The sequence below is a fragment of the Spirillospora sp. CA-128828 genome (assembly GCF_050945415.1).
Classification (GTDB): domain Bacteria; phylum Actinomycetota; class Actinomycetes; order Streptosporangiales; family Streptosporangiaceae; genus Spirillospora.
The window spans coordinates 5,522,913-5,540,283 of sequence record NZ_CP191986.1 but is presented as its reverse complement, the minus strand read 5'-3'; the positions used below and the strand labels follow the sequence as shown (position 1 = coordinate 5,540,283).

The 17,371-nt window shown below is 70.9% G+C and carries 16 protein-coding genes; 13 read left to right on the top strand and 3 right to left on the bottom strand.

Annotation, left to right across the window (positions count from 1 at the left end; genetic code table 11):
* The first annotated feature begins 1 nt into the window (after window position 1).
* Complete coding sequence (locus ACQPXG_RS27025) at window positions 2–1,363, top strand: MmgE/PrpD family protein (RefSeq protein WP_433461916.1); 1,362 nt, start codon at window positions 2–4, stop codon at window positions 1,361–1,363.
* A 101-nt stretch (window positions 1,364–1,464) separates the two neighbouring features.
* On the opposite strand, the gene ACQPXG_RS27020 is transcribed toward ACQPXG_RS27025, so the two are convergent.
* Complete coding sequence (locus ACQPXG_RS27020) at window positions 1,465–2,382, bottom strand: SDR family NAD(P)-dependent oxidoreductase (protein WP_433461915.1); 918 nt, start codon at window positions 2,380–2,382, stop codon at window positions 1,465–1,467.
* 141 nt (window positions 2,383–2,523) lie between these two features.
* On the opposite strand from ACQPXG_RS27020, the gene ACQPXG_RS27015 reads away from it, so the two are divergent.
* The 4 genes from ACQPXG_RS27015 to ACQPXG_RS27000 all read left to right on the top strand — a co-directional run bounded on the left by ACQPXG_RS27015 (window position 2,524) and on the right by ACQPXG_RS27000 (window position 7,430).
* Window positions 2,524–3,501, top strand: a complete 978-nt coding sequence (locus ACQPXG_RS27015) for an LLM class flavin-dependent oxidoreductase (RefSeq protein ID WP_433470057.1) — start codon at window positions 2,524–2,526, stop codon at window positions 3,499–3,501.
* Window positions 3,498–4,292 (top strand): SDR family NAD(P)-dependent oxidoreductase, encoded by a 795-nt coding sequence (locus ACQPXG_RS27010; protein WP_433461914.1) that lies wholly within the window; start codon window positions 3,498–3,500, stop codon window positions 4,290–4,292. Before ACQPXG_RS27015 ends, ACQPXG_RS27010 begins: the two co-directional genes overlap by 4 nt.
* Window positions 4,293–4,348: 56 nt before the next feature.
* The gene (locus ACQPXG_RS27005; protein ID WP_433461913.1) at window positions 4,349–5,842 is read left to right on the top strand and encodes an aldehyde dehydrogenase family protein; all 1,494 of its coding nucleotides are present in this window, start codon (window positions 4,349–4,351) and stop codon (window positions 5,840–5,842) included.
* Window positions 5,843–6,038: 196 nt separating this feature from the next.
* The gene (locus tag ACQPXG_RS27000; protein WP_433461912.1) at window positions 6,039–7,430 is read left to right on the top strand and encodes a family 1 glycosylhydrolase; all 1,392 of its coding nucleotides are present in this window, start codon (window positions 6,039–6,041) and stop codon (window positions 7,428–7,430) included.
* A gap of 47 nt (window positions 7,431–7,477) precedes the next feature.
* Here the strand turns inward: ACQPXG_RS27000 and ACQPXG_RS26995 are convergent, their stop codons facing one another.
* Complete coding sequence (locus ACQPXG_RS26995; RefSeq protein WP_433461911.1) at window positions 7,478–8,011, bottom strand: PaaI family thioesterase; 534 nt, start codon at window positions 8,009–8,011, stop codon at window positions 7,478–7,480.
* Between the two features lie 91 nt (window positions 8,012–8,102).
* Here ACQPXG_RS26995 and ACQPXG_RS26990 point away from each other — a divergent pair, with 91 nt between their 5' ends.
* The gene (locus tag ACQPXG_RS26990; RefSeq protein ID WP_433461910.1) at window positions 8,103–8,879 is read left to right on the top strand and encodes an SDR family NAD(P)-dependent oxidoreductase; all 777 of its coding nucleotides are present in this window, start codon (window positions 8,103–8,105) and stop codon (window positions 8,877–8,879) included.
* A gap of 17 nt (window positions 8,880–8,896) precedes the next feature.
* Window positions 8,897–9,646 (top strand): SDR family NAD(P)-dependent oxidoreductase, encoded by a 750-nt coding sequence (locus tag ACQPXG_RS26985; RefSeq protein WP_433461909.1) that lies wholly within the window; start codon window positions 8,897–8,899, stop codon window positions 9,644–9,646.
* 75 nt (window positions 9,647–9,721) lie between these two features.
* On the opposite strand, the gene ACQPXG_RS26980 is transcribed toward ACQPXG_RS26985, so the two are convergent.
* Window positions 9,722–10,801 (bottom strand): amidohydrolase family protein, encoded by a 1,080-nt coding sequence (locus ACQPXG_RS26980; RefSeq protein ID WP_433461908.1) that lies wholly within the window; start codon window positions 10,799–10,801, stop codon window positions 9,722–9,724.
* A gap of 151 nt (window positions 10,802–10,952) precedes the next feature.
* Between ACQPXG_RS26980 and ACQPXG_RS26975 the strand changes: the two genes are divergently transcribed.
* The 6 genes from ACQPXG_RS26975 to ACQPXG_RS26950 are packed head-to-tail and all read left to right on the top strand — an operon-like array spanning window position 10,953 to window position 17,316.
* Entirely contained in the window at window positions 10,953–12,392 is a 1,440-nt protein-coding gene (locus ACQPXG_RS26975; RefSeq protein ID WP_433461907.1) for an OB-fold domain-containing protein, read from the top strand.
* A gap of 11 nt (window positions 12,393–12,403) precedes the next feature.
* Window positions 12,404–13,612 carry an acetyl-CoA acetyltransferase gene (locus tag ACQPXG_RS26970; RefSeq protein ID WP_433461906.1) on the top strand — a complete coding sequence of 403 codons (1,209 nt, stop codon included), beginning with the start codon at window positions 12,404–12,406 and terminating at the stop codon, window positions 13,610–13,612.
* Between the two features lie 31 nt (window positions 13,613–13,643).
* On the top strand, window positions 13,644–14,138 hold the full coding sequence (locus ACQPXG_RS26965) for a PaaI family thioesterase (protein ID WP_433461905.1): 495 nt from the start codon (window positions 13,644–13,646) through the stop codon (window positions 14,136–14,138).
* 10 nt (window positions 14,139–14,148) lie between these two features.
* The gene (locus tag ACQPXG_RS26960) at window positions 14,149–15,006 is read left to right on the top strand and encodes an enoyl-CoA hydratase-related protein (protein ID WP_433461904.1); all 858 of its coding nucleotides are present in this window, start codon (window positions 14,149–14,151) and stop codon (window positions 15,004–15,006) included.
* 17 nt (window positions 15,007–15,023) lie between these two features.
* Window positions 15,024–15,884, top strand: coding sequence for an acyl-CoA thioesterase (locus tag ACQPXG_RS26955; RefSeq protein WP_433461903.1), 861 nt, complete (start codon window positions 15,024–15,026; stop codon window positions 15,882–15,884).
* On the top strand, window positions 15,874–17,316 hold the full coding sequence (locus ACQPXG_RS26950; RefSeq protein WP_433461902.1) for a class I adenylate-forming enzyme family protein: 1,443 nt from the start codon (window positions 15,874–15,876) through the stop codon (window positions 17,314–17,316). The genes ACQPXG_RS26955 and ACQPXG_RS26950 overlap by 11 nt, the downstream gene beginning before the upstream one ends.
* Window positions 17,317–17,371 lie beyond the last annotated feature (55 nt).

Here is a 17,371-nt window from a genome sequence, read left to right as displayed (position 1 = left end):
GATGACCGGGACGATCGGAACGGTCGTGGATGCCCTCACGGGCCATGCGATGGAACTTCGTGCCGCCTCGCTCAGGCCGGCCGTGGCCGACGCGGCGGAACTGGCCATCGTGGACTGGCTCGGGGTCACCCTCGGCGGCAGCACCGGCACTCCGGCCCGCGCCCTGCTTGACGGGCTCGGCCCCCTCCAGGGCCCCAGCCGTGTGGTCGGCGGAGAAACGGCGCCGCCCTCGCTGGCAGCCCTGGTGAACGGCACCGCCGCGCACACGCTGGAGCTCGACGACATCTACGCGCCCGGACTCTTCCACCCGGGCGCCCCGATCATCGCCGCGGCACTCGCGGTCGCCGACCAGGTGAAGGCGCCGGGAGAGAAACTGCTGCGGGCGGTGATCACGGGATACGAGGTGGGCTGCCGGGTGGCCGCGGACCTGGGTCCGGCGCACTACGAGAACTGGCACACCACCGGAACGGCCGGCAGCATCGGCGCCGCCGCGGCGGCCGCGGAGGTACTCGATGCCGACGGGGACGTCTTCTCGCACGCTCTCGCTTTGTCCGCGACCATGGCCTCCGGGTTGCAACAGACTTTCCGCAGCGACGCGATGGGAAAGCCGCTGCACGCCGGGAACGCGGCGCAGGCGGGCGTGGTGGCCGCCGCCCTGGCACGCGGAGGCGTGACCGGAGCGTCGGACGTCCTGGAGGGCGGGGCGGGACTCGGGACGGCGACCGGAGCGCCGTCCGGCTGGGAACGCTGCCGCGCTCCGCTGGGCGCGGACCTGGCGATCAACGCCGTCACGGTCAAGCCCTACCCTTGTTGCGGGCACGCGTTCGCGGTGATCGACTCGGCGCTGCAGCTGCGTGCGGAGGGGCTGTCGGCCGACGACGTCGTTCATGTGGAGGTCGGCACCTATGCGACGGCGCTGGCGGTCGCCGGCATCGCCCGGCCGCGCACCGTCGCCGAACGCAGGTTCAGCATCCCCTACCTGGCCTCGGTCGCGCTGATCGACGGTGCCGTGACCGCGGAGTCGGTCGAATCCGAGAGGGACGCAACGCGATTCTCGGTCCTCGTGGACTCCGTGCGCCTGGAGATCGACCCCATCTTCGAAGCGCGGTTTCCCAGCCGCCGCGGTGCACGGGTGACGGCGGTGACCCGCTCGGGAGCGCGGCTGACCGCGGAGGCGCCGGACCGTTCCGGCAGCCCGCAGAACCCGCTGCCGCCAGATCGGGTGCGCCAGAAGTTCCTCGGAACCGCGGCGCCGGTCGTGGGGACGCGGAGCTCCGAGGTGCTGGCACGGATCGCCTGCCTCCGCACCGGTGGCGACGTCACCGACCTCGATCTCGCCGCCACGACTTCGGCGTCGACGTGACGACGGCGATGCCGGCCGATCGGCCGACCGCCGAACCGATCGAGATCACCGCCACGGTGGTCGCCCTGCCCGAGGCGCTTCCGGTCCCGCCCGGGTCGTGGTCAGGAGCTGCTGGGAAGCAGACCGATGGGACGGCCGGCGGGCGCGGCGCCGTAAAGCTGAGGCAGGGCCTCGACCAGTTCGTCGGCGGTGATCGCCCCGCCGGAGCGGGCCGGGTGGGTCGCGGAGATCGTCCAGGACTGCATCCGGTTGAGCTTGTCGCCGTCGACCCTCAGGACCTGGCCGGTGAGCCAGCTCGCCGCGTCGGAGGCGAGGTAGACGACGACTCCCGAGGCATTGGCGGGGTCCAGGGGATCGAAGCCGTTCTCGCCGGCCGCGGTGTCCTTGAGCATCTCCGCCGTCATGCGGGTGGCCGCGATGGGGGAGATGGCGTTGACGGTGACGCCGTAGCGGCGCATCTCCATGGCGGCGATCGTGGTCAGGTTCGCGATGCCCGCCTTGGCCGCGCCGTAGTTGGACTGCCCGACCTGACCGAACAGGCCGGTTCCCGAGGTGGTGTTGATGACCCGTCCGGCGACCGGCTCGCCGCGCTTGAACGCCTCGCGCCAGTAGGCGCAGGCGTGCCGGGTGAGCCCGAAGGTCCCCTTGAGATGCACCGCGATCACGGCGTCGAATTCGGCCTCGGTCATCGAGAAGATCATCCGGTCGCGGAGGATGCCCGCGTTGTTCACCACGATGTCGAGCCGGCCGAACTCGGCGACCGTGTCGGCGACCAGAGCCCCGGTGGCCTGCCAGTCCGCGACCGAACTTCCGTTCGCGACGGCGCGTCCGCCGAGCTTGGTGATCTCGGCGACCACCTCGTCCGCCGGGGATTCCGCGGCCTCCTCGCCGTGCAGGCCGGCGCCGAGATCGTTCACGACCACGGTGGCGCCCGCTTCGGCCAGCGCCAGGCAGTGCGCCCGGCCGAGTCCCCGGCCGCCGCCGGTGACGATGGCCACCTTCCCGTCCAGAAGCCCCACGACATGCCTCCTCTTGCGTTGGTCGCACCCAACGTCCGACAAAATACTTTAATTATCTTACTGTATAACCTCTTCTCGGTGACCTAGACCTTGGCAGGTCTAGCTAAATAGGGTAGATGTTTAAGCGGAAGCGAGGTGGCGATGAAGGTCGGTGTCTGGTTCGACCTGCGCAACCCGCCGCGATGGCGGCGGGACCCGGCGCGCCTGTACGCCTTCGTGCTCGAGATGTGCGAGGAGGCCGAGCACCTCGGCGCGGACTCGATCTGGTTCACCGAGCACCACCGGTTCGAGGACGACTACCTGCCCCAGCCGCTGACGTTCGCCGCCGCGGCGGCCGCCCGCACCCGCCGGGTGCGCCTGGGGACGGGCATCCTGATCGCCCCGCTGCGCAAGACCGCCCAGCTGGCCGAGGAGGCCGCGGTCGTGGACCTCGTCAGCGGGGGAAGGCTCGACCTCGGACTCGGCGCCGGATACCGGGTGCCCGAGTTCGACCTGTTCGGAGCCGACATCGCCGCGCGGTACCGGACGCTGGACGCACAGGTCGGCGAGCTCCGGCGGCTGTGGGGCGAGGGCGGTGTCACGCCCGCGCCCGTCCAGGAGCACCTGCCGATCTGGCTCGGCTACCTCGGGCCGAAGGGGGCGCGGCGCGCGGGCCGCATGGGGGAGTGCCTGCTCTCGGCCGGCGCCGAATCGTGGCCGGAGTACCGAGCCGGACTCGCCGAGGGCGGGCACGATCTCCGCGGGGCCCGCATGGCGGGGGGCATCGACGGCTTCGTCAGTGACGACCCCGAGCGGGACTGGCCCCTGGTGGCACCGCACGTGGCCTACCAGTTCGACAGCTACCGCCGCTACATGGTGGAGGGCACCGGTCGTCCCGTTCCACGCCCCGTGGACCCGGACCTACTCCGGTCGCGCCCATCGAGAGGTCCGCTGTCCTCGTTCGCATTCGACACTCCCGAGAACATGGCCGCCCACGTCAGGAAGCAGACCGGGGCGGCGCCGGTGGAGACGGTGTGGTTCGGCGCCTCGGTCGCCGGGTTGCCCGAGGCCGCGGTGGCCGGGCATGTGGAAGTGATCTGCAGGCGGCTGCGTCCGCTGCTTCAGGAGGATGCTTCGTGAGCAGGCTGCACGGCAAGATCGCGGTCATCACCGGAGCCGCGTCCGGCATCGGCGCGGCGACCGCGCGACGCGTCGCGGCCGAAGGAGCGCGCACGGTCGTGGCCGACCTGAACAAGGACGGTGCCGCCATGGTCGCCGAGGAGATCAACTCGTCCGGCGGGACCGCGATCGCCGTGGAGATGGATCTGGGCGACACCGACTCGGTGCGGGCCATGGTCGAGAGCACTGTCGACGCGTACGGCGGCATCGACGTCCTGCACAACAACGCCGCCGCCACGCATCTCGCGGCCACGCGGGACCTGGCCGTCGCGGAGGCCGACCCGGCGGTGTGGGACGAGACCATGCGCGTCAACGTGCGCGGCACGATGGTCGCGATCCAGGCCGCCGTGCCGTACATGATCGCCGCCGGCGGCGGCTCGATCATCAACACCTCGTCGGGTTCCGGGCTCGCCGGGGACCTGCGCAATCCCGCCTACGGCGCGTCCAAGGCCGCTCTGATCAACCTGACTTGGTACGTGGCCACCCAGTACGGCAAGCAGGGCGTCCGGTGCAACGCGATCACACCCGGATTCATCGTGACCAGGGCGACCGGCCACTCCGCCTACGGCGCGATGCAGGAGACGATGCTGCGCCACCACCTGACGCCCAGGCTCGGGACGCCCGAGGACGTGGCCGCGGCGGTCGTCTTCCTGGCCTCGGACGAGGCGGGCTTCGTCACCGGGCAGACGCTCGGCGTGGACGGCGGACTGCTCGCCCACCAGCCCTACGTCGCGGACATGCGGCAGGGATAGCACGAGGGACACCCGCCGCCAAGGCCATGCCGGCGGTGACAGCGAAGGAGCGCCAGATGGTGAACGTTGACATCGAGTTGCACCGGCGTAGGGCAGCCGCCGATCTGCCGCGGCCGCGGCTGATCATCGGGGGCGCGGACGTCCTCGAAGCCAGCGGGGGCGTCCACGAGCACGTCAATCCGGCGACCGGTGAGGTGCAGGCCTCCGTCCCGCTCGCCGGGGCCGGCGAGGTCGACCGGGCCGTCGCGGCGGCGCGCCGTGCGTTCGAGGAGGTGTGGGGGCCGATGCGGCCTGCGGAGCGCCGCCGCCTGCTGACCCGCTTCGCCGCCCTGATCCGTGAGCGCATCGAGGACTTCGCCGCGATCTGCCCGCTGGAGAACGGGGTCTGCATCGGCGGATGGGCCGAAGGGGTGGGCCCGCACGTCGCCGAGTGGACCGAGTACTACGCGGGCTGGGCGGACAAGATCGAGGGCACCGTCTCCGCCGCCTACAGCCCGAACGAGTTCATGGAGTACACGGTCGCCGAGCCGTACGGGGTGATCGGGCACGTCATCACCTGGAACTCGCCGGCGCTGTCGCTGGCGATGAAGGTGCCGCCGTCGCTGGCGGCGGGCAACACCGTCGTGATCAAGCCGGCGGAGAGCACACCCTTCTCCGCGCTGCTGTTCACCGATCTGGCGCGTGAGGCCGGTATCCCGGACGGGGTGATCAATGTCGTCACCGGTCTCGGGGAGGCCGGGCAGGCGCTGGTGACCCACCCCGGGATCGACAAGATCTCCTTCACCGGCGGCCCGGTCACCGCGCGGCACATCATGGCCGCCGCGGCGGCCTCTCTCAAGCCGGTGCTGTTCGAACTGGGCGGCAAGTCGGCCAACCTCCTGTTCGCCGACGCCGACCTCGACACCGTCGGCCCCTACTGCGCCGCGTTCGCGATGAGCAATTCGGGTCAGGGCTGCGCGCTGCCGACCCGGCTGCTGGTGGAGCGTCCCATCTACGACGAGGTCGTGGAGCGGGTGGTCGGCACCGTGCAGGCGCTGCCGGTCGGCGATCCGCTGGACCCGGCCACCTATATCGGCCCGCTGATCAACCCGGCCGCGCGGGACCGCGTCCAGGACATGATCGAGAAGGCCGTCGCAGACAAGGCGGGGCGCCTCGTCTACGGCGGCGAGCGCATCGAGGCCGACGGCTATTTCGTCGCTCCGACCGTCTTCGCGGACGTCGAGAACAAGAGCGAACTGGCGCAGAAGGAGGTGTTCGGCCCGGTCCTGGCCATCACGCCGTTCGACACCGAGGACGAGGGTGTCGCCTTGGCCAATGAGAGCGAGTACGGGCTGTCGGCCTACATTCAGTCCCCGAACGTCGACAGGATCAACCGCCTCGTCCCACGGCTGAAGGCCGGCACCGTCTACGTCAATCCCGGCCCGAATCCGATCACCTGTGCCGGTACGCCCTTCGGCGGCGTCGGGATCAGCGGTTTCGGCCGCGAGGGCGGCAAGGCCGGATTGGACGAGTTCATCCACGTCAAGGGCGTCGGTGTCGGTCGCCTGTGAGCCCTACCCCCGGTCCGAGCTCCCCTCCTCGGACCGGGGGTGACGTGACCAAGATCGCAGCAAGGCGGCTTGACATGTGATGCCCCCGTAACATTGTGATCAACCGATTCCGATGTTACTGTCGGCCCGTATTTCGCCCGTTTCCTGGCCGTGTCCGGGCCGGCCATCGCGTTACTCGGCTCGCGGATGGTGCGTGATGAGCGATACAGACCTGCGGGAGGTCCTGGCCGGCGTCGACTGGGGGCTCTCGACGTCCGTGAGTCTCGCCGCCACCTCGGGCGGCTCTCCCGATTTCGTCCTGTCCGATTCCTCACGGCGGTGGTCCATGGATCTGGCCGCGGTGTTGGGCAGGACGCCGACCTCCTGCCAACTGGTCGCCGGCTGGCCGTACCTCCAGCCGACGCGCCCCGGGCACTGGGACCGGGCGGTGCTGGACCGCTGCGACCGCAGGTTGGATCAGCTGCTGGACCGCGGGATCAAACCGGGCGTCACACTTCTTCATGTCGACATGCCGCGCTGGGCGGATCAGTCCGGAGGCTGGCTCGACCGTGACACGGCGTCGCGCTTCGCCGACTTCGCGGCGGGGATGGGGGAGCGGTTCGGAGATCGCGTGTCCCGCTGGACGACCGTCAGCGACGTGTTGGTCCACTCGGTGGCCGACTACGTGGCGGGAATGCTTCCGACCGGCAGGGGCGTGGGGATGCGGGGCCTGGTGGCCCTCCACCACGTTCTCCTCGGGGCGGGCCTCGCGGTGCGGGCGCTCCGGCAGACCGCGAGCGGCGCCGAGGTGGGCGGCTCCCTGACGGTGATAGGCGGATACGCCGCATCCGACGACATCGAGGATTACATCGCCCTGGAGCGGCTCGAGAGCTGGGCGCACCGCCTCCTGCTCGATCCGATGCTGCTCGGCCGGCACATGGTCGCCGAGGGCGGCCGCTCGCCGGTGGAGGACTCGGGATGCGTGCGGCCCGGCGACATGGAGGCCATCGCCGAGCCCGCCGACGTACTGGGGGTGGTCTGGCACGTGCCCACGCGGGTGGCGGCACCGGAGAACCTGGCCAGGCTGCTGCCGGTACGGGAGTGCTTCAGTGCGCTCAACGACGCCAACCGCGTACTCGCCCGCCTCGGATTCGTGCTCGCGCCGATGGAGGCCGTCCAGACCAACCGCTACGGATGGCCGGTGGTACCCGAGGCGCTGGCCGATGCCGTCGCCGCCCTTCACGACATCTACGGTGACGCCCTGCCCTCGCTGCGCATCATCGACAACGGAATGTACGACCTGGATCCCGCCTCCGATACCGATGAGGAACGGGACCGCCGCCAGGCCGGCCTCACGGCCCAGCTGAAATGGCTGGCCCGGGTGATGGCGGAGGGGGTCGAAGTCAGCGGATACGAGTACTGGTCGCTGATGGACAACGCCCCATGGAAGCTGCGGTACACGCGGCATTATGCGATGGCGGCCGACAACCGGCAGTACCCGCCGCAGCCCGCCATCCCGCGCGACTGGCCCCATCAGCCGGCCTTCGGCGGCCCCCCTCCGGCCGGAAGGGCCGCCAAGCCCGGACGGCGCGCCCTCTACTCGGTCTAGGTCCGCTCCTGTAGGCCCGGGAGCGTCGACCCGGCCTTCGGCGGATGTCAGAGGCCTTCGACGGCGTCCTGCTCGGCGAGCCATTTCTCGTGACGGTCGAAGTGTCCCCGGTCGCGCGTGACCCAGATCCCGGACGCACGCGCCAGGAGCGCGCCGGCCGGCAGCAGTGTCATCTCACCCGCGATGTACCAGCGCGACCCCTCTCGGCGGTCCACCCAGGCCCTGATCTGGACGGGTCTTTCCACGGGGACGGGCTTGACGAAGCTCACCGTCAACTCGGCGGTGACCGAGAGCGTCCGGTTGAGCAACGGCACGTGGCCCAGGCATTCGTCCATGACCGATGCCGTCCATCCGCCGTGTGCGACGTTGGGGCCGCCCTCCTGGTCCCTCGGACAGGACACGTGGAACCAGGCGTTCCCCGCGTCGTCGAGGCGCTCACGCTGGACGCCGAGCCGGCACCGTCCGGCCGCGCGGCACGCGCCGCACAGTGCCACCCCGCCTTCGGTCCGCGGCGGGTCCTGGAAGTCGGAGCCCGCCCAGCGCCGGTTGGGTGTCCGGGCCTGGTCGCCGTCAGCCTGCATGAAGGGCTCCTCCGGTAGATGGTCTTGCGTATATCTTTTAAATAAGTTATCTATATCATGATATTACACACATCTCTCCGGAGGGCGACTCGTGGCCGACCCCTACGACCGCACGCGGTTGTCCGACCTGACCGGCAAGATCGCTCTGGTCACCGGCGGCAGCCGCGGTCTCGGCCGCGAGATGGTCCTGGGCTTCGCGGCCGCCGGTGCCGACGTGGTGATCGCCAGCCGCAAGCTCGCCGCGTGCGAGGAACTCGCCGAGACCGTCCGCCGGACCACCGGCCGGCAGGCGCTCCCCATCGCGTGCCATGTCGGCAGGTGGGACGAGATCGACCACATGGTCGACGCCGTGTACCGGCACTTCGGGCGTATTGACGTCCTGGTCAACAACGCCGGAATGTCGCCGCTGTACGACAGCGTCATGGACATCACCGAGGAGCTGTACGACAAGGTCCTCGGGGTGAACCTCAAAGGGCCCTTCCGGCTGATGGCCCAGGTCGGCACGAGGATGGCGGCCGGAGCGGGCGGTTCGATCATCAACATCAGCAGCATCGGCGCCATCCGCACCGGCAAGGACGTTATCCCCTACGCGGCGGCCAAGGCGGGGCTGAACAGCATGACCGCCTCGTTCGCCCACGCTCTCGGCCCTACCGTCCGGGTGAACGGGATCATGCCGGGCGGGTTCTTCACGGACGTGTCCGCGCACTGGGACCGCGAGGCGTTCGATCGGCACGCCGCCCAGACCTTCGCGCTCGGCCGCGGTGGGGAACCTCGCGAGATCGTCGGCACGGCCCTCTACTTCGCCTCGGAGGCGTCGAGCTACACCACCGGTTCCGTCCTCGTCGTCGACGGCGGCGTTCCGGCCTAGGCACGAAAGGGAAGACCATGGCAGAAGCGGGACGGCTCCAGGGCAAGGTCGCGGTGGTGACCGGCGCGGGCTCGGGCATCGGCAGGGCGATCGCGCTCAGGTTCGCGGCCGAAGGCGCCCGGGTGGTGGCCGCGGACATCTCGGGGGACCAGGAGAAGGTGGCCGCCGAGGCCCACGGTGACGTGGAGCCCTTCCCGTGCGATGTCAGCGACGAGACGGCGGTCCGGGCACTGATGGATCACTGCCGGGAGCGTCATGGCCGACTCGAGGTCCTGGCGAACAACGTCGGCATCTCGGGCGGCCGGGCCCGCGTCCACGAGACCGGCATGGACGCCTTCGACCGGGTGATGTCCGTGAACGTGCGAGGTTCCTACATGGTCCTCAAATACGCCCTGCCGCTCCTGCTGGAAGCGCCGAACGGGGCGTCGGTCGTCAACACCGCCTCGATCGGGGGATTCCGGGCCACGCCCGGCTCGTCCCCGTACATCACCTCCAAGGGGGCGCAGGTGATGATGACCAGGGCGGCGGCCTTGGAGTACGTCAAGGACGGGATCCGGGTGAACGCGGTGTGTCCCGGCACGACACAGACCGCGATCCTGGACGGCAGCCCCCCGGACCTGCTTCGGATGCTGTCGGAAAGGATCCCGATGGGTCGGCTGGGGACCGCCGACGAGGTGGCGAACCTCGCGCTCTTCCTGGCCTCCGACGAGGCGTCGTACATCACCGGACAGTGCTACGTGATCGATGGCGGCCGCAGCGCGGGCTGAGCGGCGATGAACGCACCAAGGCGGCGGAGTGCCCGGCACGGGCTCCGCCGCCTTGCGCGTTCGTGGAACGGTCCTTCAGACCGCCGCCTGCCGAGGCGTCTGCTCCGGGACGTTGAAGAGCTCGCTGAACGCGCCGCGGGTGACGCGTTCGCGGACCTCGTCCGGCACGCCGTCGAAAAGCCCGCGGAGCGTCTCCTGCGTGTGCCCGTACGTGCCCTCCAGATGGGGGTAGTCGTCACCCCACATGACGTTCTGGTAGTCGGTGTAGCGGACGGTGTCCACGGCGCTGACGTCGTGCTGGAATGACGCGTACACCTGCTGCTTCATGATCTCGCTGGGCAGGCGGCTGAGCTTGGGCCGCACGAACATGCCGTGCTGGCGGTAGGCCTCGTCCATCCGGTCGGCGATGGCCGGCAGCCAGGAGGCGCCGCCCTCGGCGATGAAGATCTTCAGGTCGGGGTGGCGGTCCAGGGCGCCGCCTGCGACCATGTGCGACACGACGCGCATGCCTGGGTAGGTGGTCTCCATGAAGTTGACCACCGCCCCGCCCGGCCCGCGGTAGAGGACCGTGTCGCCGCCGGTGCCGATGTGGAAGGCCAGAGTGATGCCGGCCCGTTCCGCGACGGTCCAGAGCGGCTCCCAGCGGTCGAGGCCGTACTCCTCTCCGGGGGCGGTCTGGGTGGGCAGGAAGACCGCCTGGAAGCCCATCTCGGCGGCGCGTTCCAGCTCGGCGACCGCGTCGTCCATGTCCGCCATGGAGACGCAGGCGGGCGTGAAGATCCGCTCGGTGCGCTGCATGATCTCCGCGTGCGCCCAGTCGTTCCAGGAGCGGACGACCTCGCGGGCCAGTTCCCGGTCGCGGATCAGCACGGACCAGAAGCCCATCGAGGGGAAGGCCACCTGGCCCCAGACGCCCTCCTGGTCGAGGTCCTTGAGGCGGACGTCCAGGTCGCGCGCGCCCGGTGGGCGGATGGCGTCCATCATGTCGTTGAGCTGACGGCTGACCCGGTCGCCGTCGATGTAGAGCACCTCGAACCGGTCGCCGCGCTCGCTGCGCGGGGCGCGATCGGCCAGCCGCTTGGGGAGCGCCTGGAGCCAGAGGTCGTCGGGCTCGAGTACGTGGGAGTCGGCCGAGTTGGCCCAGATCTTGGTCATCCGTCCTCCTGAACCTGCGCCGGTATAGTCCAACTATTCTATATATCTAGCTATATTCGGCAAGCCTGGCGAGCGTCGTCCTGAGGGTGGCGAGCTGCGCAAGCTTTGCTAAAGTAGTCTAATTATATACCTATATCTGGAAGGGGGTCCGATGGGTGGACTGGTCGCCTACGGCGCCTACGTTCCGCGCCACAGGCTGCGGCGAGCGGAGATCGCCGCCGTGCTGGGAGCCGGGCCCGCGCCCGGCTCGCGCACGGTGGCCGGGCACGACGAGGACAGCACGTCGATGGCGGTGGAGGCCGCGCGCGCCGCGCTGCGCGGCCTCCCCGAGGGCCACGCCCCTCGTCAGTTGCTCTTCGCCTCGTCGGCCCCGGCCTACACCGACAAGACGAACGCGACCGCCGTGCACGCGGCGCTGCGGCTCGACCGGACCGCTCCCGCGGCGGACATGTGCGGCGCCGTCCGGTCCGGCTTCGCGGCGGTCACGGCGGCTCAGGACTCTCCGGTGCCGACCCTGGCCGTCCTGTCGGATCTGCGTGGCGGGCTTCCCGGCGGCGCGGACGAGCGCGACGGCGGTGACGCGGCGGCGGCGTTCCTGTTCGCGGGCTCGGGAGACACCGCCCCCACCGCCCCGGTGATCGCGGACGTCCTCACCCGCGCCTGGTCCACCGCGGAGTTCCTGGACCGGTGGCGGATCCCGGGCGAGGCGTCGTCGCGGACGTGGGAGGAGCGCTTCGGCGAGCAGGCCTACGCACCGCTCGCCGGCGCGGCGTTCGCCGACGCGCTCAAGCAGGCGGAGCTGACGCCGGAGGACGTCGATCGCCTGATCGTCGCGGGCACCCACGGGCGTGCGGTCCGGAGCGCCGCGGCGCGGACCGGCGTCCCGCGCGAGGCCTGGGCGGACGATCTCGCGAGCACCATCGGGAACCCGGGGACGGCCCAGTTCGGCGTCGTGCTGTGCGACGTGCTCGACCGGGCCGGGCCCGGCGAGACCATCGCCGTCATGCTGCTGGCCGACGGCGTCTCGGTGCTCGTCCTGCGCACCACCGAGGCACTGGCGGCACGAAGGACGACGCCGGCGGTCGCCGAGCAGATCGAGAGCGGGAACGACTCGCTCACCTATGCGACCTTCCTCACATGGCGGGGCCTTCTCGACCGGGAACCGCCCCGCCGGCCCGACCCCGAACCGCCCTACGCGCCGCCCATGCTGCGCTCGGCCGAGTGGAAGTACGCCTTCGTGGCGGGCCGGTGCGCGGCCTGCGGCACCCGCCATCTCCCACCGGGCGACGTCTGCCGGGAATGCCGGCATGCCGGGCCGATGGAGCCCGAGCCGATGGCGGACGTGGCCGGGACGATCGCGACCTTCACCATCGACCATCTGGCGTACTCGCTCAGCCCGCCCACCGTCATGGCCGTCGTGGACTTCGACGGCGGCGGCCGGATGCGGTGCGAGCTGACCGACGCCGACCCCGGATCGCTCCGGATCGGGGACCGGGTGGAGATGTCGTTCCGACGCACCAGGACCGCACGGGGCGTGCACAACTACTTCTGGAAGGCCCGGCCTGCGCGCCGCGCCGCCGCACGAGGCTGAGGAGGAGACCGGTGGGATCGAACGGCATCCGGGATCGGGTCGCGATCGTCGGCATGGGCTGCACCGCCTTCGGGGAGCACTGGGGCAGGTCGGTGGACGGCATGCTGGTGGAGTCCACCACCGCCGCCGCCGAATCGGCGGGCGTCGCCCTGGCCGACGTCGACGCGTTCTGGCTCGGCACGCAGGGGTCGGGCGTCTCGGGACTGACGCTCAGCAGGGCTTTGCGCATCGCCGACAAGCCGGTGACCCGCGTGGAGAACTTCTGCGCCACGGGCTCGGAGGCGCTGCGGCAGGCCTGCTACGCGGTGGCGTCGGGCGCCTACGACATGGCCATGGCGGTGGGTGTGGAGAAGCTCAAGGACTCGGGCTTCTCCGGCCTGAGCGGGGCTCCCGTGCCCGACGACGGCACCGTCGGCATGAACGACATGACGGCTCCGGCGTCCTTCAGCCTTTTGGCACCTGCGTACGCCAGGCGGTACGGGGTCGACACCGCGGAGCTGAAGGACGTGCTGGCGCGGGTCGCGTGGAAGAACCATGTGAACGGCGCGCGCAACGAGAGGGCGCAGTTCCGCAAGGAAGTGCCGATCGAGCGCATCAAGGCGGCGCCGGCCGTGGCGGGCATGCTGGGCGTGTTCGACTGCTCCGGCGTGTCGGACGGGTCGGCGGCGGCGATCGTGGTGCGGGCCGAGGACGCCCACCGCTACACCGACAAGCCGATCTTCGTGAAAGGGCTGTCCTTCGTGGCAGGGGCGGCCACCGGCGCGAGCGATCCGGGTTACGACTTCACCACCTTCCCCGAAGTGGTGGCCTCGGCGCGGGATGCCTACCGGCAGGCGGGCGTGACCGACCCCCGGGCGCAGATCGCGATGGCAGAGGTGCACGACTGCTTCACCCCCACCGAGCTGGTCCTGATGGAGGACCTGGGGTTCTCTGATCGGGGCCAGGCCTGGAAGGACGTGCAGTCGGGCGTCTTCGACCTCGACGGGGACCTTCCGGTGAATCCGGATGGGGGGCTCAAGGCGTTCGGGCACCCGATCGGCGCGTCCGGGCTGCGGATGATGTTCGAGGCATGGCTGCAGCTGCGCGGTGAGGCCCCGCCTGAACGCCGGATCGCGTCCCTCGTCGAAGGACGCCGGCTCGCTCTCACCCAGAACCTCGGTGGCGCCCCGGGTGAATGCGTCTCCTTCGTCTCGCTGGTCGGCGCCGAGCCCGGCGCCTGATCTCCCCGCCGGAAACACGGAAGGACGACGGATGACCGTCACCAGGCCAGGCCCGCCGAGCGAGCAGGAACAGCAGGAACTGCGCGCGTGGTTCCGCGAGCACTGGGAACGCGGAGTCGAGTTCAACCGGGACTGCCGCATGAGCGTCAGGCGATGGGACCCGGACGGGGTCGAAATGGCGCTTCCGTTCGCCACACGCCTGACCGCGCACGACGGTGTCTTCCACGGCGGCCTGATCGCCGCCCTGATCGACACCGCCGGCGGTGGCGCCGTCATGGCCGGGCACGACTTCTCCAGGGGCAGCCGGATCAGCACCGTGTCCCTGTCCGTCCAGTACCTCGCCCCGGCACCGGGCCCCGAGGTGGTCGCCCACGCGCGTTGCGTGCGACGCGGAGGCCGCGTCCATTTCTCCGAGGTCGAGGTCCGCCGGGCCGACGGGGCCGTGTGCGCCCGAGGCCAGGTCGTTCTGACCGTGTCCGGAGAGCGGCCCGGTGTAGGGCGGCCGATCCCGAGCCGAACGACATGAGGAGCGAGTGATGTCCGAGCGAGCCGACGCCCGAGCCGATACGGATCTGGTCCTGTACGACGTGGACGAGGACGGCGTCGCCACCCTCACCCTCAACCGGCCGGAGCGTAAGAACGCGTGGAATCCGCTCATGGAGACGCGGTTCTTCGAACTGCTGGACCGGGCGGCGTCCGACCCCCGGGTCCGCGTCGTGATCGTCACAGGTACGGGCAAGGCGTTCTGCCCCGGCATGGACATGCAGCGGCTGGAGCAGAATTCCCAGCCGGGGGAGGGCCTGCACCTGGAAGGCCGCAGTCCCATGTACAGCCGGCGGCTGCTGCCGAAGCCGATGATCGCCGCCATCAACGGCGGGTGCGCGGGCATCGGCCTGATCCAGGCGCTGATCTGCGACGTGCGGTTCGCGGCGCGCGGGGCCCGCTTCAGCACCGCGTTCACGCGGCGCGGGCTGGCGGGCGAGTACAACCTGCCCTACGTGCTGCCCAGGCTCATCGGCCTGGAGAACGCGCTCGACCTGCTGCTTTCAGGACGGACATTCGACGCCGACGAGGCGAAGGCACTGGGCCTGGTCAGCCGGGTCGTGGAGCCCGGTGAGCTCATGGACGCCGTCCGCGCCTACGCCCGCGACATCGCCCGCAACTGCTCACCTCGCGCGATGGCCGTCGTCCGGCACCAGGTCTACGGCGACCTCGACCGGGACTTCACCGAGGCGCTTGCGCGCAGCTACTCGGCGATGGAGTACTTCGCGGGCTCCCCGGACTTCAGGGAAGGCGTGGAGAGCTTCACGCAGAAGCGCCCGCCGAAGTTCGCGGGGCTTCCCCCGGAGTTCGACCCGCAGGAGGCCACCCGCGATCCGTTCCTGCCCGGTTGAGCACGGAGAGGACGAACGTGCCCACTGTCAATTCTTCGACGGCGTCCGGCGGCGCCGTCGCCACTCCTTGGAACGCGGAGGCGTGGCAGAGCCTGCGGCCACTGCTGACGATCGAGCGCACCGGTCCGGACGCCTTCCGCGCTGCGGCGACGCTGACCAGCCGCGGAACGGTGTTCGGGGGCCTCGTCGCCGCCCTGGCGGTACTCGCCGCCGGGCACACGGCCGCTCCGGGGCAGACACCCCACTCACTGCATGCCTATTTCCTGAGACGGGGGACTGAGCATCCGTTCCTGGACATCGGTGTGCGCCGCGTGCGCGACGGCCGCTCGTTCGCCGTCCGCGAGGTGAAGGTCAGCCAGGGAGGACAGACCATTTTCGTCGCGACCACCTCCCTGCAAGCTTCCGAGGAAGGGGACGACTGGCACGCGGACGTGCCGGTGACCGACCCCGGCACGGCGGCCGAGACGCTGCCGACACAGCGGCTGAGCGATGTGGGACGGCCCTTTGAGATCCGGCATTTCGCCGCTCCCCGGAAGGACGGCTTCGTCCCGCTGCATCCCTTCTGGCTGCGTCATCGCGGTGCCGTCCCCGACGACCCGCTGTGGCAGATCGCCGCGCTGGCCTTCATCTCCGACCTCGGGGTCGTCATGGACGCCCGCCCGCCCGGCTCGTCGCTGCCGCATGACGTCATCGGCGTCAGCCTGGACCACACGGTCTGGTTCCACCGGCCCGCACGGGTGGACGAGTGGCTGCTGATGGAATGCGACCCCCAGAGCAGCAGCGGCGGCCGTTCCCTGGCCCACGCGCGCGTCAGCGACCGGGCCGGACGGCTCGTCATGACGGTGCTCCAGGAGGGGCTGCACCGCCATGCCCGCTGATCCGCGCGAGATCACGTGGTCGGAGATGGTGGCCGCGGCCTACGATCACGGCCGGCCCGCCACCGTCTACGGTGACGTGACCTGGAGCGGCCGCGAACTGCTCGATCGTGCGGCCGGAGCCGCTCACTGGATGGACTCGCTCGGCCTCCCGGAGGGGGAGGCGGTGCCCGCTCTGATCGCCTCCTCGCCCGGAGCCCTCGCGCTAGTGATCGCCGGAGCGGGCACCGGGCACCCGGTCGCCCCCCTGGGCACGCGGATGACGGCGCGCGAGATCGCGGCCGTGGTCGAAGGGCTCGCCGCACCGGTGGTAGTGGCGCAGCCGGAGTACGCCGCACTGGGACACGAGGTGGCGGAGCGGACCGGGCGCCGGCTCGTACCCGTACCCCCGTTCGAACCGGGGGAGCGGCCTCTGTCCGCACGGCCGGCGGACGTCGCCGTCGTCCTGCACACCTCCGGCACCACAGGGGCCCCCAAGCCGGTGCACATGCCCCAATGGCGTCTGGCCGCCCGAGCGAGCGTCAACGGCGCGCTCTGCGACCTGGGCCCCGACAGCCTCTACGGCGGCAGCGCGCCGTTCCACCATCTCTCCGGTCTGGGGAACGTTGCGGTCGCGCTCGCCGCCGGGGCGCGCATGACCGGGATTCCGCGCTTCACCGTCGAGGGCTGGCGGTGTCTGTGCGCCATGGGCGCCACCCACACCAGCATGGTGCCGTCCATGCTGGAGATGCTCCTGGCCGTCGGCGAGCTCGGCCCCGCGCGGTGGCGGGTCCTGCAGTACGGCGGTGCCCCCATGCGCCCGCAGACGCTGAGGGCGACGTACGCGGCGGTGCCCGGGGTCCGCATGCTCAACATGTTCGGGCAGACCGAGGGCTCGCCGATCTCGGTGCTCACACCCGGCGACCACCGCGCGGCGGTGGCGGGGCGCGAGGAACTGCTCCTGTCGGTCGGCCGGGCGGCCCCCGGCGTCGAGCTGCGCATCGACCGTCCCGGTCCGGACGGCGTGGGCGAGGTGCATGCGCGCGGAGACCACCTGTTCGTACTGGACGCCGAGGGCTGGCTGCACAGCGGGGACCTGGGGCGGATCGACCCGGACGGCTACGTGTACCTGTCCGGCCGCCGCAGCGACATGATCATTCGAGGAGGTGAGAACGTGCACCCGGTGGAGGTGGAGACGGTCCTCGCGGCGCATCCGGGGGTGGCCGACGTCGCCGTGGTGGGCGTGCCGGACGCGCGGCTCGGCCAGACCGTGGCCGCCTTCCTCGTCCCGGCGGACCCGGGCGCGCCACCGGAGCCCGAGCTGTTGAGGGCCTTCGTCCGCGCCGAGCTGTCCGGCTTCAAGGTGCCCGCGCACTGGCACTTCGTCACCGAGTTGCCGCGCAATGCGAACGGCAAGGTCCTCCGCCGCGTGCTGCGCGAGACCGCGCCCCGGTAGGGCGCCCCGTCCGAACGTCCTGCGCACGATGACCGAGGCGGGCCGTGTCCGATGT

Bases quoted from the DNA above. Each gene is read 5' to 3' on its own strand.
- ACQPXG_RS27025 (WP_433461916.1), top strand. From the start codon at position 2: ATGACCGGGACGATCGGAACGGTCGTGGATGCCCTCACGGGCCATGCG.
- ACQPXG_RS27015 (WP_433470057.1), top strand. From the start codon at position 2,524: ATGAAGGTCGGTGTCTGGTTCGACCTGCGCAACCCGCCGCGATGGCGG.
- ACQPXG_RS27005 (WP_433461913.1), top strand. From the start codon at position 4,349: ATGGTGAACGTTGACATCGAGTTGCACCGGCGTAGGGCAGCCGCCGAT.
- ACQPXG_RS27000 (WP_433461912.1), top strand. From the start codon at position 6,039: ATGAGCGATACAGACCTGCGGGAGGTCCTGGCCGGCGTCGACTGGGGG.
- ACQPXG_RS26995 (WP_433461911.1), bottom strand. From the start codon at position 8,011: ATGCAGGCTGACGGCGACCAGGCCCGGACACCCAACCGGCGCTGGGCG.
- ACQPXG_RS26985 (WP_433461909.1), top strand. From the start codon at position 8,897: ATGGCAGAAGCGGGACGGCTCCAGGGCAAGGTCGCGGTGGTGACCGGC.
- ACQPXG_RS26980 (WP_433461908.1), bottom strand. From the start codon at position 10,801: ATGACCAAGATCTGGGCCAACTCGGCCGACTCCCACGTACTCGAGCCC.
- ACQPXG_RS26975 (WP_433461907.1), top strand. From the start codon at position 10,953: ATGGGTGGACTGGTCGCCTACGGCGCCTACGTTCCGCGCCACAGGCTG.
- ACQPXG_RS26965 (WP_433461905.1), top strand. From the start codon at position 13,644: ATGACCGTCACCAGGCCAGGCCCGCCGAGCGAGCAGGAACAGCAGGAA.
- ACQPXG_RS26960 (WP_433461904.1), top strand. From the start codon at position 14,149: ATGTCCGAGCGAGCCGACGCCCGAGCCGATACGGATCTGGTCCTGTAC.
- ACQPXG_RS26950 (WP_433461902.1), top strand. From the start codon at position 15,874: ATGCCCGCTGATCCGCGCGAGATCACGTGGTCGGAGATGGTGGCCGCG.